An 18,102-nucleotide genomic window follows, 5' to 3' on the forward strand; every position below is an offset into this window, starting at 1 on the left:
ATGAGACTTTAACGGCTATTCATCTTGTAGCTCCTTTTATTGCTGGTAAATTCTTAGGCGAACTCTGTTAGAAAATCCCGGTACTCTATTGTTCTTTTCTAGTTTTTCAAGAAGTTCTACAACTGTATGAGGTGGTGGTTTGAGATCTTCAAACTGCTGCTGAATTATCTCAACCATTGACTCTGGATATTTATCGAAAAGTTCAGTTAGAAATATATCGGGGTGCTGCGCCTCAATGCCGTAAGTTTCTAAAGCCTCTTTTGGGAAATGTTTGAGGTTATCTGTAACTATGACCTTAGCATTGGCTACGATCGCAGCAGCTACAACATGACGATCGCCCGGATGATTTGTCATTGCTTCCACCAAACTTGCAGGCACTTCGACAGTTGCTTCAGGAAAGGTGTTTTTTATCATCGCCTGAAAACGTGCTGCTTTGACCTCTGTCATTCTGCCTTTTTTTACAAGATTGCGGGTAGCACCATCTAGAATTTCTTGTGAAAAGTGAACGCAGTACAACTCAGCCTCAGCAGCACGCAGCAGCGTATCGCATAAAGGCATAGGGAAAATAACGCAGGAATCTAAAACAACCGAAGGAACTTCCATACTGCTTAACTCGCATCCGATACAGATTCTTCGTAAAAACCTTCATCTTGAAGAAATTGAGTTAGTTCCTTAAGTCCTTGGCGACGCTGAATTTTCCGCTGTTCCTTGTAGGTCATTAAATCTTGGAAAAGTATGCGTCGGTGCGAACCAACTTTGATGTAGGGTATTTCGCCTTTTTCCAGTAACTTGACGATAAAGGGTCGCGATACATTCAGGATATCCGCAGCTTCTTGCGTGGTGATTTCACGATTGTGAGGCACTAGGGAAATAGCTTGACCGGATGCCATTGCACGCACAACTTGACCGAGTAAATTGTAAACCGAACGCGGTATTATAATTTCTTCTCCGTTACTTCCGACTAATTTTGGCTGTGCAGATTCGAGACTGAGAATCTGGTCTAATTTTGCTATTGCTTCTTGTTCTTGTTCGGGAATTAAAACTGACTCAGGGGACGCTTTTTGCTTCAACATAGCAAGTTTATTTTTTGATGTGTTTTTCTCTGAGTTACGGTGAGTTGGTGTAATGCTTAGCAGGCTAAAAGTACGATCGTGCAAAACCCTTACAGCTCCAGAAAGGGTTTGTCAGCATTCGTCCGGTACATACTCGATCGTTTTCTTCACGGTAACACTTGCCACACATAAACGCAATATCCGCAACACGCGAAATATTCAAAGCCCCTAGTGTGACAGTTCGATCGCCTCCGCTTCGATCGCCCGAAATTCCCCCTTCCGACTGAAGACCGAGGCCTCGCAGAGGTACAATAGGACGATCGCATTCCCCAACTCCCACCGTGATAGAGCGCTACACTTTGCCCGAAATGGGCAACATCTGGACTGAAACCGCCAAACTGAAAACCTGGCTGCAAGTAGAAATCGCTGTCTGCGAAGCTCAAGCCGAACTCGGCTACATCCCCGCCGCCGCAGTCGAAGAAATCAAAGCTAAGGCTAATTTTGACCCCAAACGAGTCCTCGAAATAGAAGCCGAAGTCCGCCACGACATGATCGCCTTCTTGACAAATGTCAACGAATATGTAGGCGATGCCGGCCGCTACATTCACCTCGGCTTAACCAGTTCCGATGTGCTCGATACTGCTTTGGCGCTGCAATTAGTCGCTAGCGTCAATATCTTGTTAGAACGTGTGGAAGAATTGAGTCAAGCTATTCGCTATCAGGCTCAACAGCATCGCAATACCGTGATGGTTGGCCGATCGCACGGAATTCACGCCGAACCCATTACCTTTGGCTTTAAACTAGCAGGATGGCTGGCAGAAGTCTTTCGCAACCGCGCCCGATTAGTGAATTTGCGATCGTCCATTGCAGTCGGCAAAATCTCCGGCGCAGTCGGAACCTATGCTAATATTGACCCGCGAATTGAAGCGATCGCCTGTCAAAACCTCGGACTCGAACCGGATACCGCATCCACTCAAGTCATTTCGCGCGATCGACACGCCGAATACGTCCAAACCTTAGCACTCTTAGCAGCATCGATCGAGCGTTTTGCAGTAGAAATCCGCAACCTGCAACGCACCGACGTTCTCGAAGTCGAAGAATTCTTTTCCAAAGGGCAAAAAGGCTCATCCGCCATGCCCCACAAACGCAACCCGATTCGATCGGAAAGACTCACAGGGATGGCGAGAATAGTCCGCGCCAACGCCGTCGCAGCCTTAGAAAACGTTGCACTTTGGCACGAAAGAGACATCTCTCACAGTTCCGTAGAACGGATGATTTTGCCCGACAGTTCTACAGTAACTCACTTCATGTTAGTAGAAACCACAGACTTAGTAAAACACCTGCTAGTCTATCCCGAAAATATGAAGCAAAACATGAACCTTTACGGGGGAGTCATCTTCAGCCAGCGCGTGATGTTAGCCTTAGTAGAAAAAGGCACGAGTCGCGAAGAAGCCTACAAAATTGTGCAATCTTGTGCTCACGAAGCTTGGAACAAACCGGGTGGCAATTTCTACAATTTAATTGCTAAGGACGAGCGCGTAACAGCTAAGATGACGACCAAAGAAATTGATGATTGTTTCGATCCGCAGTATCAATTGAGGCACTTAGATTTAGTGTATCAGCGCTTGGGAATTTGAGGACAATTAACAATTAAAAATGACTCAGAGAGAAAAGAGAGCGAGCGTTCTCGCGCTTGTCCCACAGTTTGCCGGGGGTTAAAACCCCCGTCTCATAACTAAAGTCGGTTAAAACCGACTGAAAGACTCATAAAATAAAAGTTTTAGAGAAATATTTCAGTCCTCATAGCGAGGACTTTAGCTATGAGACAGGGGTTTCAACCCCTGTCGGTCTGGCGGGCTGACAGACAACACGAAAAGCGCGAAAATTCCCCACAATATGAAATGTAAAAACTCTATTAAATATTTACTTAACAGAGCTATGAAATTCAACCGATTTACAAAATATTTAATTGTATTCGCTCTAATATTACTATCTACAACCACACTGAATTATACAATGTCGATTCGCGCCCAGGAGCCGCCACAAGTGCAAATTACCCAACCAGAACTAAACCCAGTAGTACCTGAAAGTATTTTCATGAGTCAACTTCCTCGTTCGGCGCGACTGGTTGACATCCGCACCGTAAATCCCAACATTCGCCTCGATATTCGATACGCCACTACTAACAATTTCTTGAAACGAAAACTTTATCCTATATCGAAATGCGCTTTGAGAAGTTCTGTTGCTCAAAAGTTAGGGCTAGTTCAAACAGATTTGGAAAAAATCGGATTGGGTTTGAAAGTTTACGATTGCTACAGGCCTTTCTCTGTGACTAAGCAAATGTGGCAAGCTTGGCCAGATCCGCGCTATGTTGCTAATCCTGCTAGGGGTTCGCGGCACAATCGCGGTGCTGCTATAGATTTGACTTTAGTCGATCGCACTGGCAAAGAATTAGAAATGCCCACACCCTACGATGATTTTACCGAAAAAGCTCACGGAGATTATCAAGGCGGCAGCGCGGAATCTCGGAAAAATCGTCAAGTGCTTAAGGATGCGATGAAAAAACACGGATTTATCGGTATCACAACCGAATGGTGGCACTTTGATTCTGAAGATTGGCAGAAATTTGCGATTCTTGATATCTCGCTGGGAACGATTCCTTAATTATACTATTGATTAAAAGTCCCATATCCGGGTAGGGGCAGGGCAGTGCCTGTTCCCACAGATGTCAGGCAAATTAGCGCAATTTAACCGAAAATTCGTATTCGTATCCCCGGAAATTAGAGTCTAATTGTAATGTGTAATTGCCTGTTACGGGCACTTTTCCACTCCACTCTGTTTCATTGCCTTGATAAGGATCTCCGGCTAAAAGTTTGCCACGAGGAGTTATAATTTGGGGAAAAACATCTTTCCGATTCTTAACAGTCATTGTTTGACCTTTTCGGGCTCGAATCCGGTAAGAGTGGCTGCCGCCGCCGATAATTCGACCTTTAACAATTGCTTCATCTCCTCCCGGCAGAAAATTAATCTGCTGGTTGAGGTTAGAACAACTGCTTTCGGTGCGTCTTTTCGCAACCCAACCGGGAACTGGATCGGTAATTCGCAGCCAACCGTTTTGTTCTTCGGCGACTGAAACAAAGGTATTATTTTTGAGTTTTCCTACAATTTGGCTGCCCCTTACTTGGGGGCTCGATCGCACATTTAGCGGTGGATTCGGATCGCTGACTACAGCCTGGGTGATTTTGCAACCCGAATTGGGCGGTGTGACAACTACTGGCTCAACTTTTCGCGGAGAGACTCCTGCAACTAGCGAGGATTGAACAGCCGGGGTTTTTGCAGGTTGGGGTTTGGATTTCGGAGATTCTGCAGCCTGGGTTTGTGCTTGCAGAGATTTTGGTTGCCGAGATTCAGGGTTGTTCGTGGGCCCTGCAATCTGGTTTCTGGTGGATGCCGGGGATTCTGCAAGGGGAAGATCGGATTGTTTCATCGCACCCGACTGTATAGTTGCAACAGCCACTCCCACCGCTGTTGCCAGTCCTGCTAAGCTTACTGTGATGATTTGACCCTTAGTAAATGACATAAAAAACCCTCTCTGTATCTATACTAATAATTTTTGTTTGAGAGTTGGGGCGATCGCCAGTTAATTTACAGTGGAAATACCTAGTGCGGCCCACAGGGTCAGGATTTTTAGATAAAATTTCAGATCCATAATTGTCGCAATAATTTGAGTCAATATATACTGGACGCCTATACTGATGGTAATCTTGCTCTGGGTTATTTGCGCGCAAATTTGCGAAGGTAAGCGTTCAGCGCGAGGTACATAAAATGTCAAAATTGATTCCTCTGAGATTACAAGCGCCCCGCGATCGATTGTTGGAGGAGGTGAAGCAGGAAGTCCAAGCAGGACGATCGCAGTCTTTGCACGCTGCTGTGCTGGCTAACCTCAGCCAAGAATCGCCTCCTGTTGGTGTTAACCGCTGTTGGGATGTGGAAGTGAAAGCCGGCAACCGTCCGAGTTTTCGGCTTTCACCCAAAGCCAGCATTGCTAAAGTGTTCGATCGCGCCGGCGGCAAATTGGTAATTTTGGGAGCCACGGGTGCAGGCAAAACTACGACGCTGCTAGAATTAGCTCGCGTATTAATTTCCCGCGCCCAAAAAGATGCTAGTTTGCCAGTACCAGTGCTGTTTGAACTCGGATCGTGGAAAGCAGAATCCGGGGCGATCGCCGATTGGTTAATTGCTCAACTTCAGTTCAAATACGGCATCTCTCCTGCTGTCGGCAAAAAATGGCTTGCCGAACAAAAATTGCTGCCTCTCCTCGACGGCTTGGACGAAGTAGAAACTCACCGCCAAAATAGCTGCATTCAAGCAATCAATCAATTTGTGGAAAGCGAATTTCAACCCAAACATTTAGTAGCTTGCAGCAGTTTTGAAGCTTACAAAAACTGCGATACTAGATTTCGCCTGCAAGCAGCGGTTTTATTGAAATCTTTAAGAGAAAATCAAATTCAAAATTATCTGCTAGAAGCCAGAAGCCGCGAACTTTGGTACAGCATAGAGCGGGAGCCGGAGTTGTTAAAATTGGCAAAAGTTCCCTTGCTTTTGAGCATGATGGCTTTGGCTTACGACGATATTTTAATCGAAGCTTGGAAGCGCATAACTTCCGCAGAAGAACAGCGCAAATATCTGTTAACTGCCTATATTCGCCACCAAATGGCCGGGCAAGTCAAGCAGTATCCCAGAGGTAAGGAACTGCGGCCCGAACAAATTCGCCACTGGCTGGGATGGTTGGCCAGAAGGATGGAACAGGAAGGAATTCAAGAATTTTACCTCGATCGCATACCGTCTAGCTGGCTGCAAACAGAGGAGGAACGGCGCAAGTATCAGTTGGGAGTTAAGCTGGTTGGCGGGCTGATTTGGGTGATTTTGGGATTAATTGCCAGCCTAGTCTCCGGGTCGATTTGGGGATTAATTGCCGGTGCTGTTGCTGCGGTAATTAGTGCTTTTTTGCCGGGAATTCCGGGAATTGAAAGTTTTATATTGCGCGTGGTGCTGTGGTCGAACGGCTACATTCCTTGGGATTACAGGCGTTTTCTCGATGCTGCGACCGATCGCCTGCTGCTGCAAAAAACGGGCGATCGGCGTTATCGATTTATTCACGATTTATTGCAAAAACATTTTTCGGAAATTAGTCATTAGTTATTCGTTAGTTGTTAGTTGTTATGTGGAGTTGGCCAATTAATGAGCAATTAAGTAAGCCTCGCTCAAAAAAACCGAAGATCCAGAGCCCCTACTTCTAGAGGAAGTCCGGAATCTAAGAGAAAGTTAGCGGTATTTTTGCCATTTGAAATAGCTGGGTCGCAGTAAATTCTAATCCATCAAAAAGTGGATCTTTTAATAGGGTATCTCCCATATAAGTCTGCGGTGCTGCATCGGGGTAAAAAACTGTAATGCTTCTCGCCTTGCTATCTACTACCCAAACCCGCAATACCTGAGCATCTAAATAATCTCTCGCTTTAGCAGCTAACTGACCGAAAGTTTGTTCGGGTGAAATAATTTCTATGACTAATTCCGGGACTACAGGACAGGCTTCATCTTGATTCCAGTCAGGAGATAAGCGTTGGTAAGAAACATATAAAAGGTTTGGTACTGGCACCCAGTCTCGCCCGTGGCGGGTTAATTTCACCGCCCATTCTACACCAATTTCTCCCCGTTCGTCCCCCCACTGCTCGAGGAGTTTTATTAGGCTTCGGGTGAGGCGAGAATGAAATTTTTTAGGTGACATTTTCGGTACTGCTTGCTCGTCAATAAGTTCGTAGGTAATATCGCCTTCTCCTTCGGGAAGAGCGAGAAACTCTTCCAGAGTTAGTTGAGTTTTTGTCTGGAGCATAATATTCCTCTGCTGTGGGCAGGCAAGTTAGTATTATTTTAACTGCAATATTCATTGACATAATACAAATGTTATGATAAAGATTGCCCAAATCTCAGGTTTTAACTGTCAAATTTGCGATCGACTCCTAGATCGACACCCCCGAAAGGTTAAGATTCTAATCTGACCCTCCTGCAATCATTGCTTCACCTCCTATGGCAGAAACCTTATTGTTCAACGCCCTCCGCGAGGCGTTAGACGAAGAAATGGCCCGCGACTCCGCCGTATTCGTACTCGGCGAAGACGTAGGTCAATATGGCGGTTCCTATAAAGTCACCAAAGACCTCTACAACAAATACGGCGAACTTAGAGTGCTCGACACCCCGATCGCCGAAAATAGCTTTACAGGCCTAGCAGTAGGCGCAGCAATGACGGGACTCCGGCCGGTCATCGAAGGCATGAACATGGGCTTTTTGCTGCTGGCCTTCAACCAAATTTCCAACAACGCCGGAATGCTGCGCTACACATCCGGCGGCAACTTCAAAATGCCGATGGTAATTCGCGGCCCCGGCGGCGTGGGCCGGCAACTCGGCGCGGAACACTCCCAGCGGTTAGAAGCATATTTCCAAGCAGTACCCGGTTTGAAAATAGTCGCTTGTTCGACTCCCTACAACGCCAAAGGACTTTTAAAATCAGCAATCCGCGACGATAACCCCGTTCTGTTTTTCGAGCACGTCCTTCTTTACAACCTCAAAGAAAATTTGCCAGAAACAGAATATTTAGTGCCGCTGGACAAAGCAGAAATCGTGCGATCGGGCAAAGATGTCACAATCCTGACTTATTCCAGGATGCGGCACCACGTCTTGCAAGCCGTGCCCGCCCTGCTAAAAGAAGGTTACGATCCAGAAGTAATCGACCTGATTTCTCTCAAACCCCTGGACATGGAGACGATCGGCGCATCCATTCGCAAAACTCACAAAGTAATTATTGTAGAGGAGTGTATGAAAACAGGAGGCATCGGTGCCGAACTAATTGCTTCGATTAGCGATCGATTTTTTGACGAACTCGACGCACCAGTTTTGCGCCTGTCTTCACAAGATATTCCCACACCTTACAATGGGAATTTGGAAAGACTGACCATTGTCCAGCCCACGCAAATTCTCGAGGCAGTCCAAAAAATGGTAGCTTTGCGAGTATAAATAGTGATTAGTCAATAGTCATTGGTTGACTGTTGACTGTTGACTGTTGACTGATGACTGATGACTGATGACTAAAATCTGCCAACCGCCAACTGCCAACTGACAACTGCCAACTGACCAATGACTAATAATTAAATATGCAAAAACAACGTTCAATATTAGCCCTAATTTTTGTTTTAATCATCGCCGCCATTACTGTAATAGTAACAATTCCGACGCGGCTGGGATTAGACTTGCAAGGAGGGTCGCAACTCACAATTCAAGTAAAAACTACCCCCACAATTCCCAAAATTGATCAGGGAATGTTAGAAGCAGTGCGGCGGATTGTCGAAAACCGCGTCAACGGTTTGGGTGTTTCCGAAGCATTAGTCCAAACAGTAGGAGAAGACCAAATTCTGGTGCAGTTGCCCGGAGTAAATGACCCACAACAAGCAGAACGAGTCTTGGGTGGTACCGCCAAGCTAGAATTTCTGGAACAACTGCCCGGAACAGAAGCACAATTAGCGATTGAAAGGCAGTTGCAGCAGGAATTACTCGCAAAACAAGCAGAATTGAAAACTAGCAACAATGAGGCGGCTATTAAAGAAAATCAGGCTGCTTTGAAAAGAAGCAATGAGGCGATCGCCAAACTCTTCAAAAGCACCGGCCTCGGTGGCGAAAACCTCAAAGACGCTCAACCTCAACCCTTGGCGGCTGGGAACAACTGGAACGTTGCTCTTGTTTTCGATACCAAAGGAGGCGAACTATTTGCCCAACTCACTAAAAATTTAGCAGGCACCGGACGCAGTATCGGTATTTTCCTAGACGAAAGAATGATCAGTTCTCCAGTCGTCGGCGTAGAATTTGCCCAAGCAGGAATTACTGGGGGAAGTGCCGTAATTCAAGGCAACTTTACAACGCAAGAAGCCAACGATTTAGCAGTGCAATTGCGGGGCGGCGCTTTGCCGGTGCCGGTCGAAATTGTAGAAAACCGCACGATCGGTGCTAGTTTGGGTAGAGACAGCATTCAAAGCAGTATAAACGCAGGTATCGGCGGCTTAGTTTTAGTCTTGATTTTCATGGTTGCCTACTATCGACTCCCCGGCGTAATTGCCAATATTGCGCTGTTAATTTATGCTCTGTTAACTTGGGCAGCTTTCGTGCTTTTGGGAGTGACATTAACGCTGCCAGGAATTGCTGGTTTTGTGCTCAGCATCGGGATGGCCGTGGATGCTAACGTGCTGATTTTTGAGCGCACGCGGGAAGAGTTGCGGGCGGGGAAATCGCTTTATCGATCGGTCGAATCTGGTTTTTATCGCGCTTTTTCCAGCATTTTAGACGGAAACGTCACAACAGTTATTGCTTGTGCTGCTTTGTTCTGGTTGGGTGCTGGTTTAGTTAAAGGGTTTGCTGTAACTCTGGCATTGGGGGTGGGAGTGAGTATGTTTACTGCGCTCACTTGCAGCCGCACTCTGCTGTTCGTAGTATTGAGCTTTCCAGCATTGCGGAAACCTCAGTGGTTCTGTCCCGGTTTGTCGAAAACTGCTAATACTTAACTGTTGACTGTTGACTGTTAACTGTTGACTGTTGACTGTTAACTTCTTCCTTCCTTCTTACATCCGTTAAGCTGAGGCGCATCTAAATTTGACAATCAAATTCGAGCAAATTCGTGTGGGGTGGGCGTCCCGCCCGCCCAAAAATACAATTTAGATGCGTAACAGCTTACACAATCCGTTGCCGAACTTCCCTCTTCCTTCAAATTATGAAATTTAGTGTAATCAAACAGCGATCGATCTGGTGGAGTATGTCCGCCGCTATTATCCTCGCAGGTATAGTGTCGATGGCGATTTCTTGGACTCGTCCCGACATTCGCGCACCGCTGCGCCCCAGTTTAGATTTTATCGGCGGCACTCGCCTGCAATTTGAACTCGACTGCACGAAACCGGAAAATTGTAAACCCATCGATCTTGCTGCTGTCCGCGAAGTGCTGGACGCCCAAGGTTTAGGTGGCAGCAGCATTCAAGTTATCGGCAAAGAACAGCGCGGTTTGTCGCTACGCACGAAAAGTTTGGATGTCGAACAACGTACTAAGTTGCAAACAGCTTTGAGCGATAAAATAGGCGCTTTTGCCCCGAACTCAACTCAAATTGATACGGTTGGGCCTACCCTCGGTAAACAATTATTTACTTCGGGATTGTTGGCTGTATTTCTTTCCTTTGCTGGCATTACTATTTATCTGACATTCCGATTTCAGTTAGATTATGCCTTTTTTGCTTTTGTAGCTCTGTTTCACGACGTGTTCATTACTGTTGGTATCTTCTCAATTTTAGGTTTAGTTCAAGGTGTGGAAGTTGACAGTTTGTTTGTAGTGGCAATCTTGACAATTATCGGTTTTTCGGTTAACGATACAGTGGTAATTTACGATCGCGTTCGCGAAGTAATCAAGCTAAATCCGGGACAGTCGATAAATCAAATTGTCGATGATGCGGTCATGCAGACGCTGGGAAGGTCAATTAACACGACTATGACAACGCTGCTCACTTTGTTTTCAATCTTTTTGTTTGGCGGCGAAACCCTCAAATACTTTGCTTTAGCATTGATTGTCGGCTTTATTGCGGGTGCGTATTCGAGTATTTTCATTGCCAGTACGCTGCTAGCTTGGTGGCGCACTCGCACGGCCCACTCTATCCCTGTCCCTGCAGAAGGAATCAACCAGTCAGAGGAAGTTTAATTGTCCTGGCCGATCAGTCATTAGTTATTAAGCTGCTGATTGCTGTTAACGGTTGACTCAGGACTAAGGCAAAAAAATGGTTTGACGCGCCACTGATAGTGGTAAGCTGCGCGCTGGGTACCCTAAATACTAATGACTAATAACTAATGACTGATGACTAATCAAAGCGACGCAAATTTTCAAATTGAAGTCCAAAGGCTTCACAAACTAACAGTTTACGGCCGCTGGTTAACTGTGATATTACTGTGGATTAGCGTCGGTTCTTTGAGCATTTGGGGTTTGCGCCGCGAAATCGCTTTGTGGTTTGAACACTTCACTTGGGCGGCCGTGCGCTACGGTTTATCTTTTAATCGCTGGCCAACTCTCGGTTTGGGTTTGTGCTTGGGAATGACTTTAGGAGTGCTAACTTGGCAAAGCCGCAATATGGTGCGAGGATTGCCCCATCGGGAAAAACAGGGTTTGGAACAACAAGTGCGCCGCATTCGCCAGCGAGGGCCCAGTCATCCTTTGTGGAAATGGGTTTGCAAAGGTTCGCGCTAGCCGGCGGGTTTTATTCTTTAGTCTCAAGCCACAAAAACGAAAGTTTGACTCTTAAGCGGTTTCAACTGCCGAGTCCCTAACTTTTATTGCTTCTTCCTTCTTCCTTCTGTTGTATCACGCAAAGCGAGGCAAAATCTGTGCTACGGAAGACTGTTGAAGCGGAATCTCGATCGCAAATTCTGCTCCTTTTCCCGGGTCCGAAAAGCACTTCAATTCGCCGCCGTGTTGGTTGACAACAATTTCATAGCTAATCGACAGTCCCAAACCCGTTCCTTGGCCGACCGGCTTAGTAGTAAAGAAAGGATCAAACAACCGCTTCCGAACATCTTCAGTCATGCCCGGGCCATTGTCAGAAATTTTAATTATTACCTTTTTTTTATCACTTAACTCGGTGCGAATCCGAATCATAGGACTTAGGCGGGTAGACTTAGAAACTGATGATTGAGTCTTTGTACAAGACTGCTTTTCTTCCGCTGATTGCGACTTTTTCGTGCTTTTTTTATCAACCTTTTCGTGTTTATTAGACTCAACCAGAGCGTAAATTGCATTAAGTAAAATATTCATAAATACCTGATTGAGCTGTCCGGGATAGCACTGCACCAGTGGCAAGTCGCTGTATTCTTTGTGAATTTCGATCGCCTCCTGCCCCGGTTTCCCTTTAAGCTGGCTTTGCAAAAGCATAATCGTGTTGTTGATACCGTCGTGAATGTTGACCTGCTTCATTTGAGCTTCGTCCAACCTGCAAAAATTCCGCAGCGACAAAACGATGTCGCGGACTCTTTTTGCACCTTGCTGCATGGAATTTAACACTTTCGGCAAGTCTTCAACTAAATAATCGAGTTCGATTTTTTCGGCTTCTGCTGCAATTTCCGGTATGAATTCGGGACAGTGCTGCCTGTAGATGTCGAGCATCCGCATTAAAGCTTGCGTGTACTCTTGAGCGTGGTATAAATTGCTAGATATAAAGCCGATCGGATTGTTAATTTCGTGAGCTACTCCTGCTACTAACTGCCCCAAAGAAGACATTTTCTCTGTTTGAATTAGTTGAGTTTGAGTGCGCTGAAGTTCCAGCAGGGCAAGTTCGAGCTGTTGGGCTTGATGTCTTAATTGCGCTTGCGACTCGCGCATCGCCACTGTTGACAACTCGTGAATTTGCAACTGAGAAAGCAGCAGTTGGTGTACGTCTAAAAGTTTGTAAGTTTCCGGTTCGACTTGTACTACAATGGGTTCGTGGATTAATTCGGGCGATCGCTCCAAAGACTGCCGCACTGCAGTCATAATTGAGGTTTCGCGATCGAGAACCAACATATCCGTTTTAGTAAAGCGGTAGAGTATAAACAAAGGTTGTTGAGAAAATAACTCCAAACTGTAGGGGCGGCTCATGTGTTCAAAATAACGCCGCCGCGAAATCATCCCTATAAACTTTCCTTGCTGAGTGATGATGATGCCGGGAACTAAAGGGTTTGCTTGAAAAATTTTAGCAACTTCGTTTCCCGGACACTCAGACTCGAGGAGAAAGTCGTACAGGGTTAATTCCTGTAGAGTCGATCGCAAACCAAGCGGTGATTTCAGGGGACTCAACCCGTCATTTTCATACACTGCTCCCTCCTTTGGTAATTGGCAGTAGCGGTTGGGTGCTGGAGTATTGCTTACTATTTAGACGGCTTTTTCTATTTTTTTTATAGCTATGAAATTAACTCTACTCTGTTCGCTCAAATTGAGTTACTTCAGCAGAAATTTTTGGGTGTTAAATCGTGCGGGTGTCACCCGAAACGATATTGCAGGTTAGATTAATTTAACAGCCGGCACTCCTTTGAAACCTAATTATGTAGTAAATTTGACAGATCCAAGATTCTACTAATCCGAATATAACAGTCATAACTATTTTTTATGTTTGACAACATTAATTTGGTTCAGATTGATAGACATCTGCGACCTCTGGTAGTACATTTGGTATTACCCCTTGCGTAAAATTATATTACAATAAGACAAGAATAGCGACAAATGGGCAGCCGATAACCTATTTGACTATTCAGGCCAAATCGGTTTCGGGCAATTGCCAAGAAATGTCAATTGTCAGTTTTTTCGTACAAATGCCGATCGCACTCAACCCTGGAATTGTAGGTAGTCTTCCAGCCAGGGACAGCCGATGGCGAGCAATTTGTCAAGTTCGGCAGCTTATACTTTACTCGCATCGATCCTCCAAAGCTTCACCGACGAATTTTTCCCAGCCGATGCTAAAGTTGTGCGATCGCAACTAAACCTCACATTCCACACATCCGCTTGATGTGCCTTAAAAGTTTACAGAAAAGTACCGTCGGGCAGCCAACTTGATATTCAGATTCTGTCACTGGCAAATCGGATACGGAGAATCAAGAGGAAGCAGAAGGAAATAATAGTATTTTACCCGCCTTTCCCCAACCTCCACTTCAATTTGAGGAAGTTGGTTTGGTTGCGATAGTATTTTGATTGCGATTACTTCTCCTCCCCCTTGATTTTAGGCAATTCTCATTAGAAACTCTAAGATGTTGATTTGAGGAACCTCGGGGGGGCGGGTTTGCTTGGGCGATCGCACTGAGTTAAATTCAAATGACATTTGAGGAAAGTAAGCGACGGTTTCCATGTGCGGTTTCCCGAACTAGAGGTGGTAACTGTATACACGGCGCGACGATCGTACTTTCAGTACAATGTCAGTATTTCAACCTGTACACCTGTTGAGTCTGAGTCTCTGAGAGTGTGAAAGTCCCTTTAATCCTTGGGCTGTCTCGATTGGAGGTTTTTGAAGAGTGGGGCGGTGCGAGGCCCAGAAGCAGACTGTTAACCAAGCGGCACTAGAGAAGTCGCCAGCTAGGGTCTACCGAGGAAGGATTTTAGGCGATCGCGATTAAAGATCGAGAGACCAAGGCACGATAGCACCAGCAGCAATATCACCCAAAAGAAGGATTTATCGACAAAAAGCTGCGTGTTATATTTCTAAATAATTCTATACAAAAATACTTTTACCTAAAAGGAGAACAAAAAATGGACACCCCTACAGATCGCCTACAAGAACCGGTCGGGACAAGAGAACTCGAATCAATACCTGTATCTGAAAAAGTTTCTTCCCAAAAAGTTAGTGAGGTTAATTTTGAAACAACTCCTTTAGAAACCCCAGCTTATACTCAGCAAAAAGTTAGCGTCGAGGAATTGAAGATTAACGGCGACGATTTGGTAGCTAAAGTTAAAGAACTGATTCACGAAGGAAATATCCGACGCATCATTATCAAAAATGAAGAGGGGCGGATCTTGGTAGAAGTTCCTCTGACAGTCGGAGTAGTCGGTGGAGTGATTGGTGCGGCCTTGTTTCCAGTAATTGCAGCAGTAGGAGCGATAGGTGCATTAGTTGCTCACATGACTATCATCATTGAAAGAACCGAGTAAAAAAAAATTAGTTGTTAGTAAGGCTTCTGTCCGGTTAATTTCTCGTAATAAAGCTTGTTGGTCGTGAGTACGACTATCCTCTCTTGATGGAGAAGAAAAAACTTGCCTTGATTACTAAAAACTTAATTGTGGCTATTTAACCGGATTTAAACAAATTTCAAGCATAAAGTGGCTTGATAAATAGAAAGCTAGTAACTCTTACTACTCCCTTCTCTTGTTTCCAGATTTCTCTGATGAATTGTCTTCCCACTCCGACCGTAAAGTTGCCACTTTTAAGGGTGTCATAAATCATCAATAACAATCCTCGCAGCAGCGAATTTATTACTTCCTCTCCGCAACTTCGGGGAGGATTGGGGTAGGATCAAAAATTTACGACTCCTGCGATTGCTAGATGCTTGCTCTGCAAGCATTATAAATAACTCATTTAGCCGGTCTTCTTTGTTGAAGTCCGGCTAATTCTATTCCTTTGGGGACTCTGGCAATCACTCTGAGGGTAGAGCCTGCTTAATACCTTGGCGAGTTATATTTAATACAGATGAAGGAGAAACCAACAGTTCTCTAAACTCCCTAAGCAGAAAGCTGTTAAGCATTTAAACTGGTATGGTATGAGCCAAACACCCAACGCTTACACCTGAATCTTGACAGTAAATCAAAATAAGTGATTTAACTGCTCAACAGCTTAGCTCAAGTTTTCAAACCAGAGAATCTCCTAGAGACAAATATTTTTGAATAATTGTGGGTAAGATAATTATGAAACCTAACGAAGAAAATAGCTCTAGCCGTGAAATTCATCAAGAAGTTCACACAGATGCAACTAACGGTCACGTCAGTACAACACGAACTACTACAAGTGTTCCGAGTACAGCGGCGAAGGCTTCTAAAGAAGCAGCTCATCACCAAGGTTATGTACAGGGTCAAATGGCGGAAAACCACCGCCAACTTGGAGTCCAAGAAGTCCGCGATAATGAGAATGCAGGTCGCGGGTTATTATTAGGGATTCTTCTTGCTTCTTTGGTAGGCTTAGTTCTGGGCAGTGTATATTACTTCAATCGGGGCGAGGAGGCTCCTAATCCTACTGCTGCTCCTGTGATTGTTGTACCGAAAGCAAATCAGCCTTCAGCAACACCAGCTCCGACTCGGACTATAGAGAGAGAAAAAACGATCATTCAAAAGATTGTTCCGGTTCCGGTTCAACCCTCTCCTGTTCAAAAAGCTACGCCTGCTCCTCAACCAAGTCCAGCTCAACAGGCGACTCCGGCTCCTCAAACAAGTCCGGCTCCCAATATCAATATTACAATTCCAAATTCACAGCAGCAAGATGCACCCGCTAAGGAAGCAGCGCCGTCTCCATCTTCGCCGTCAAATAATACCGATACTACGGTTCCGAATTCGCAGAGGGACCCAGCTTCCACTCCGCCAACTCCAGCACCGGAGAGTTCAGCTACTCCATCTCCAACTCAAGATGATGGTGCTTCTGGAGCAGGTACGAGCGGCGAAACTAATACGGAAAGCCAGAGCAATTCTAATCCTACAGGTACGGCTGTACCTGATAGCAACTCCGGTGCAGAGGGTGCGGCTGGTTCACCGCAATAGAAGTTGGATGTCGAATTAGTCCGCCAGGGGCTAAAACCCTAGACTCATAGCTAAAGTCCTTTAAAGAGGACTTTTTTTATGGTTTAAACTGAGAGCTTGCACCATTGTCAATAAGCCTGCTATGGGCGGGATCTCTTCCCAAACACCTACTCCCCACAAAAAAACTCATTCTTTGTGGAACGGGCCCCAGAGCCCGTTATTGACAATAGTGCAACATCTCAGACTAACCGGACATTGTGGCTGAACTCAAGACACCAAGTTTCTGCGATGGAAAACGTTTTAAGATTGTGCCAACCTATCCTAAGAAACTGTTTGGTGAACTAATTTAACTTTCCCTAAAGCTGTTTTCCTGCTGTCAAAGAGTTTCATCACGCCGGAGGAGATGGTTTCGATGACATCAGGAGCGCAGTAAGAGAGAAACTCTTCCGAGGTAATATGACCGGCAAAAAACTCTTGAGCTTTCTTCAAAAGGTTTTCTGTTTCAGCAAAGCCGATAGATTTGATAATAAACGTAGCTACGGGAGAGTTTTTAATATCATAGCGCGATTCTTGATTTCGTCCTATTGCTAACAAATTTAAAACCTCTTTTTCCAACTCAGTTTCTAATGGGTAGGCTATCTGTTTGTTGGGCAAGTAATCCTCCAAAACAGAGGTCTTAAATCCTCCTGGGGCGCGCAATTCTCCCATCATAGTTGAAAGCGGAATATCGCTACCCAAACGGTGAGAAAGAGCTTCTAAAATGGCGATGGTAATTAGCTTGACCCCAAAATAAAGTTTAGCAACTTCGATATTTTTGCGAGTTCTGGCAATCAGGTTAGCGTAGGTTTCATCGTCCGGCTCTTGCATAAACTGCTGGAAAACCAGTTCGGGTTTGAGGAAGTTCAAAAATCCTTCCATTTTTTGCAGAGACCTGCGATATCCGGCAACAGTATAGGAATTAACATTGGTCAATAATTCGTGGTTGGTTTCTGGCATCAAATTCCAGGTATTGTCTAAGAAATTAGAGGAATTTGGAGAGGCAAAATTCTCCACATCCCGATTGGCTAACCTGACCGCTCGCTTGACAATTTCTACGGTTTGGGTATCGCTCCATCCCAAGTTAAAATCGCGATTTATACTTACCAAACGCTGGTGCAAAAGTTCGATCGCGCTCAAACCGCTGGGCGAAAGGGGACGAAAAGGGATAGTAGCTTCGATGCAAGCTGTTATCTCAGCGATCGTACTAGCTGGCAAAAAAGGCTCCAAAGATTTGGCAGCAATAACAGCACTCAAGAATTCGTTTTGGCCGGCAAACGGAGAGAGAGTCTTGCCGGGAATAAACCCAAATACTGAGGCCACTAGCTGATACATGGCATCGTCGGGCAGTTCGGTTTCATCTCTAATAACTAACTGCGATCGCACCTCTTTGACAAAAGGACAAAGGGCGCTGCTAATATTGAAACTAACGCCCTGATCGACTTGCACGTACACGAGGTCGTGAAACAGCGCAGCCAGAACCTCGATCGGATCGACTGACCCCCCGACCTCAAAAATGTGTTCCGACGTGTGAAAGTACCGCCAAGGCCCTCTCATTGTTTGAATGATTAGCTCAGCTATCTGCTCTAGCTTTGGAATGTCTACTCGACCTCCCAATTGCTCGATCGAGCTTACCAAGCAATCCAAGCACCGTTTTTGTTCTGCGAAAAGCTCCATTTACACACCTCCAGTGCATTCCCTGAT

17 protein-coding genes are annotated in these 18,102 nt (G+C 45.4%); 9 read left to right on the plus strand and 8 right to left on the minus strand.

The features are described from left to right. Positions 1-36: 36 nt before the first annotated feature. Both QUA53_RS00490 and QUA53_RS00495 read right to left on the minus strand, forming a co-directional pair. Positions 37-603 carry a PIN domain-containing protein gene (locus QUA53_RS00490; protein ID WP_333094294.1) on the minus strand — a complete coding sequence of 189 codons (567 nt, stop codon included), beginning with the start codon at positions 601-603 and terminating at the stop codon, positions 37-39. A gap of 5 nt (positions 604-608) precedes the next feature. Next, positions 609-1,073: a helix-turn-helix domain-containing protein gene (locus tag QUA53_RS00495; protein ID WP_333094295.1), complete on the minus strand. Its 465-nt coding sequence runs from the start codon at positions 1,071-1,073 to the stop codon at positions 609-611. Between the two features lie 320 nt (positions 1,074-1,393). Between QUA53_RS00495 and purB the strand changes: the two genes are divergently transcribed. Further along, complete coding sequence (gene purB / locus QUA53_RS00500) at positions 1,394-2,689, plus strand: adenylosuccinate lyase (protein ID WP_333094297.1); 1,296 nt, start codon at positions 1,394-1,396, stop codon at positions 2,687-2,689. A gap of 301 nt (positions 2,690-2,990) precedes the next feature. Beyond that, on the plus strand, positions 2,991-3,716 hold the full coding sequence (locus QUA53_RS00505; protein ID WP_333094299.1) for a M15 family metallopeptidase: 726 nt from the start codon (positions 2,991-2,993) through the stop codon (positions 3,714-3,716). A gap of 73 nt (positions 3,717-3,789) precedes the next feature. On the opposite strand, the gene QUA53_RS00510 is transcribed toward QUA53_RS00505, so the two are convergent. Further along, positions 3,790-4,632 (minus strand): SH3 domain-containing protein, encoded by an 843-nt coding sequence (locus QUA53_RS00510; RefSeq protein ID WP_333094301.1) that lies wholly within the window; start codon positions 4,630-4,632, stop codon positions 3,790-3,792. A gap of 245 nt (positions 4,633-4,877) precedes the next feature. On the opposite strand from QUA53_RS00510, the gene QUA53_RS00515 reads away from it, so the two are divergent. Then, positions 4,878-6,251: an NACHT domain-containing protein gene (locus QUA53_RS00515; protein WP_333094303.1), complete on the plus strand. Its 1,374-nt coding sequence runs from the start codon at positions 4,878-4,880 to the stop codon at positions 6,249-6,251. Between the two features lie 115 nt (positions 6,252-6,366). On the opposite strand, the gene QUA53_RS00520 is transcribed toward QUA53_RS00515, so the two are convergent. Continuing rightward, the gene (locus QUA53_RS00520) at positions 6,367-6,942 is read right to left on the minus strand and encodes a Uma2 family endonuclease (RefSeq protein WP_333094305.1); all 576 of its coding nucleotides are present in this window, start codon (positions 6,940-6,942) and stop codon (positions 6,367-6,369) included. 194 nt (positions 6,943-7,136) lie between these two features. Here QUA53_RS00520 and QUA53_RS00525 point away from each other — a divergent pair, with 194 nt between their 5' ends. The 4 genes from QUA53_RS00525 to QUA53_RS00540 all read left to right on the plus strand — a co-directional run bounded on the left by QUA53_RS00525 (position 7,137) and on the right by QUA53_RS00540 (position 11,370). After that, positions 7,137-8,120: an alpha-ketoacid dehydrogenase subunit beta gene (locus tag QUA53_RS00525; protein ID WP_333094307.1), complete on the plus strand. Its 984-nt coding sequence runs from the start codon at positions 7,137-7,139 to the stop codon at positions 8,118-8,120. 137 nt (positions 8,121-8,257) lie between these two features. Next, complete coding sequence (secD, locus tag QUA53_RS00530) at positions 8,258-9,655, plus strand: protein translocase subunit SecD (protein ID WP_333094309.1); 1,398 nt, start codon at positions 8,258-8,260, stop codon at positions 9,653-9,655. A gap of 206 nt (positions 9,656-9,861) precedes the next feature. Beyond that, entirely contained in the window at positions 9,862-10,830 is a 969-nt protein-coding gene (secF, locus tag QUA53_RS00535) for a protein translocase subunit SecF (protein WP_333094311.1), read from the plus strand. Positions 10,831-10,983: 153 nt separating this feature from the next. Beyond that, on the plus strand, positions 10,984-11,370 hold the full coding sequence (locus tag QUA53_RS00540; RefSeq protein ID WP_333094312.1) for a hypothetical protein: 387 nt from the start codon (positions 10,984-10,986) through the stop codon (positions 11,368-11,370). Between the two features lie 114 nt (positions 11,371-11,484). Here the strand turns inward: QUA53_RS00540 and QUA53_RS00545 are convergent, their stop codons facing one another. The 3 genes from QUA53_RS00545 to QUA53_RS00555 form a co-directional block, all read right to left on the minus strand. Beyond that, positions 11,485-12,969, minus strand: coding sequence for an ATP-binding protein (locus tag QUA53_RS00545; protein ID WP_333094314.1), 1,485 nt, complete (start codon positions 12,967-12,969; stop codon positions 11,485-11,487). 579 nt (positions 12,970-13,548) lie between these two features. After that, entirely contained in the window at positions 13,549-13,647 is a 99-nt protein-coding gene (locus QUA53_RS29100; RefSeq protein ID WP_445304905.1) for a hypothetical protein, read from the minus strand. A 220-nt stretch (positions 13,648-13,867) separates the two neighbouring features. Beyond that, complete coding sequence (locus QUA53_RS00555) at positions 13,868-13,993, minus strand: hypothetical protein (RefSeq protein WP_333221771.1); 126 nt, start codon at positions 13,991-13,993, stop codon at positions 13,868-13,870. 398 nt (positions 13,994-14,391) lie between these two features. Between QUA53_RS00555 and QUA53_RS00560 the strand changes: the two genes are divergently transcribed. Together QUA53_RS00560 and QUA53_RS00565 are read left to right on the plus strand one after the other, a co-directional pair. Beyond that, entirely contained in the window at positions 14,392-14,790 is a 399-nt protein-coding gene (locus QUA53_RS00560; protein ID WP_333094317.1) for a DUF4342 domain-containing protein, read from the plus strand. Positions 14,791-15,540: 750 nt separating this feature from the next. Further along, positions 15,541-16,383, plus strand: a complete 843-nt coding sequence (locus QUA53_RS00565; protein ID WP_333094318.1) for a hypothetical protein — start codon at positions 15,541-15,543, stop codon at positions 16,381-16,383. A 300-nt stretch (positions 16,384-16,683) separates the two neighbouring features. Here QUA53_RS00565 and QUA53_RS00570 read toward each other — a convergent pair whose 3' ends face one another. Further along, a complete protein-coding gene (locus tag QUA53_RS00570; RefSeq protein ID WP_333094320.1) occupies positions 16,684-18,075 on the minus strand; it encodes a hypothetical protein in 1,392 nt (463 codons plus the stop codon). Positions 18,076-18,102 lie beyond the last annotated feature (27 nt).

The sequence above is a fragment of the Microcoleus sp. Pol12B3 genome (genome assembly GCF_036701355.1).
Classification (GTDB): Bacteria; Cyanobacteriota; Cyanobacteriia; order Cyanobacteriales; family Microcoleaceae; genus Microcoleus.

Coding starts and splice junctions, on each gene's coding strand:
- QUA53_RS00565 (WP_333094318.1), top strand. CDS start 15,541: ATGAAACCTAACGAAGAAAATAGCTCTAGCCGTGAAATTCATCAAGAA.
- QUA53_RS00540 (WP_333094312.1), top strand. CDS start 10,984: ATGACTAATCAAAGCGACGCAAATTTTCAAATTGAAGTCCAAAGGCTT.
- QUA53_RS00510 (WP_333094301.1), bottom strand. CDS start 4,632: ATGTCATTTACTAAGGGTCAAATCATCACAGTAAGCTTAGCAGGACTG.
- QUA53_RS00495 (WP_333094295.1), bottom strand. CDS start 1,073: ATGTTGAAGCAAAAAGCGTCCCCTGAGTCAGTTTTAATTCCCGAACAA.
- QUA53_RS00570 (WP_333094320.1), bottom strand. CDS start 18,075: ATGGAGCTTTTCGCAGAACAAAAACGGTGCTTGGATTGCTTGGTAAGC.
- QUA53_RS00525 (WP_333094307.1), top strand. CDS start 7,137: ATGGCAGAAACCTTATTGTTCAACGCCCTCCGCGAGGCGTTAGACGAA.
- QUA53_RS00560 (WP_333094317.1), top strand. CDS start 14,392: ATGGACACCCCTACAGATCGCCTACAAGAACCGGTCGGGACAAGAGAA.
- QUA53_RS00505 (WP_333094299.1), top strand. CDS start 2,991: ATGAAATTCAACCGATTTACAAAATATTTAATTGTATTCGCTCTAATA.
- secD (WP_333094309.1), top strand. CDS start 8,258: ATGCAAAAACAACGTTCAATATTAGCCCTAATTTTTGTTTTAATCATC.
- QUA53_RS00490 (WP_333094294.1), bottom strand. CDS start 603: ATGGAAGTTCCTTCGGTTGTTTTAGATTCCTGCGTTATTTTCCCTATG.
- QUA53_RS00520 (WP_333094305.1), bottom strand. CDS start 6,942: ATGCTCCAGACAAAAACTCAACTAACTCTGGAAGAGTTTCTCGCTCTT.
- QUA53_RS00555 (WP_333221771.1), bottom strand. CDS start 13,993: ATGGAAACCGTCGCTTACTTTCCTCAAATGTCATTTGAATTTAACTCA.
- QUA53_RS00515 (WP_333094303.1), top strand. CDS start 4,878: ATGTCAAAATTGATTCCTCTGAGATTACAAGCGCCCCGCGATCGATTG.
- secF (WP_333094311.1), top strand. CDS start 9,862: ATGAAATTTAGTGTAATCAAACAGCGATCGATCTGGTGGAGTATGTCC.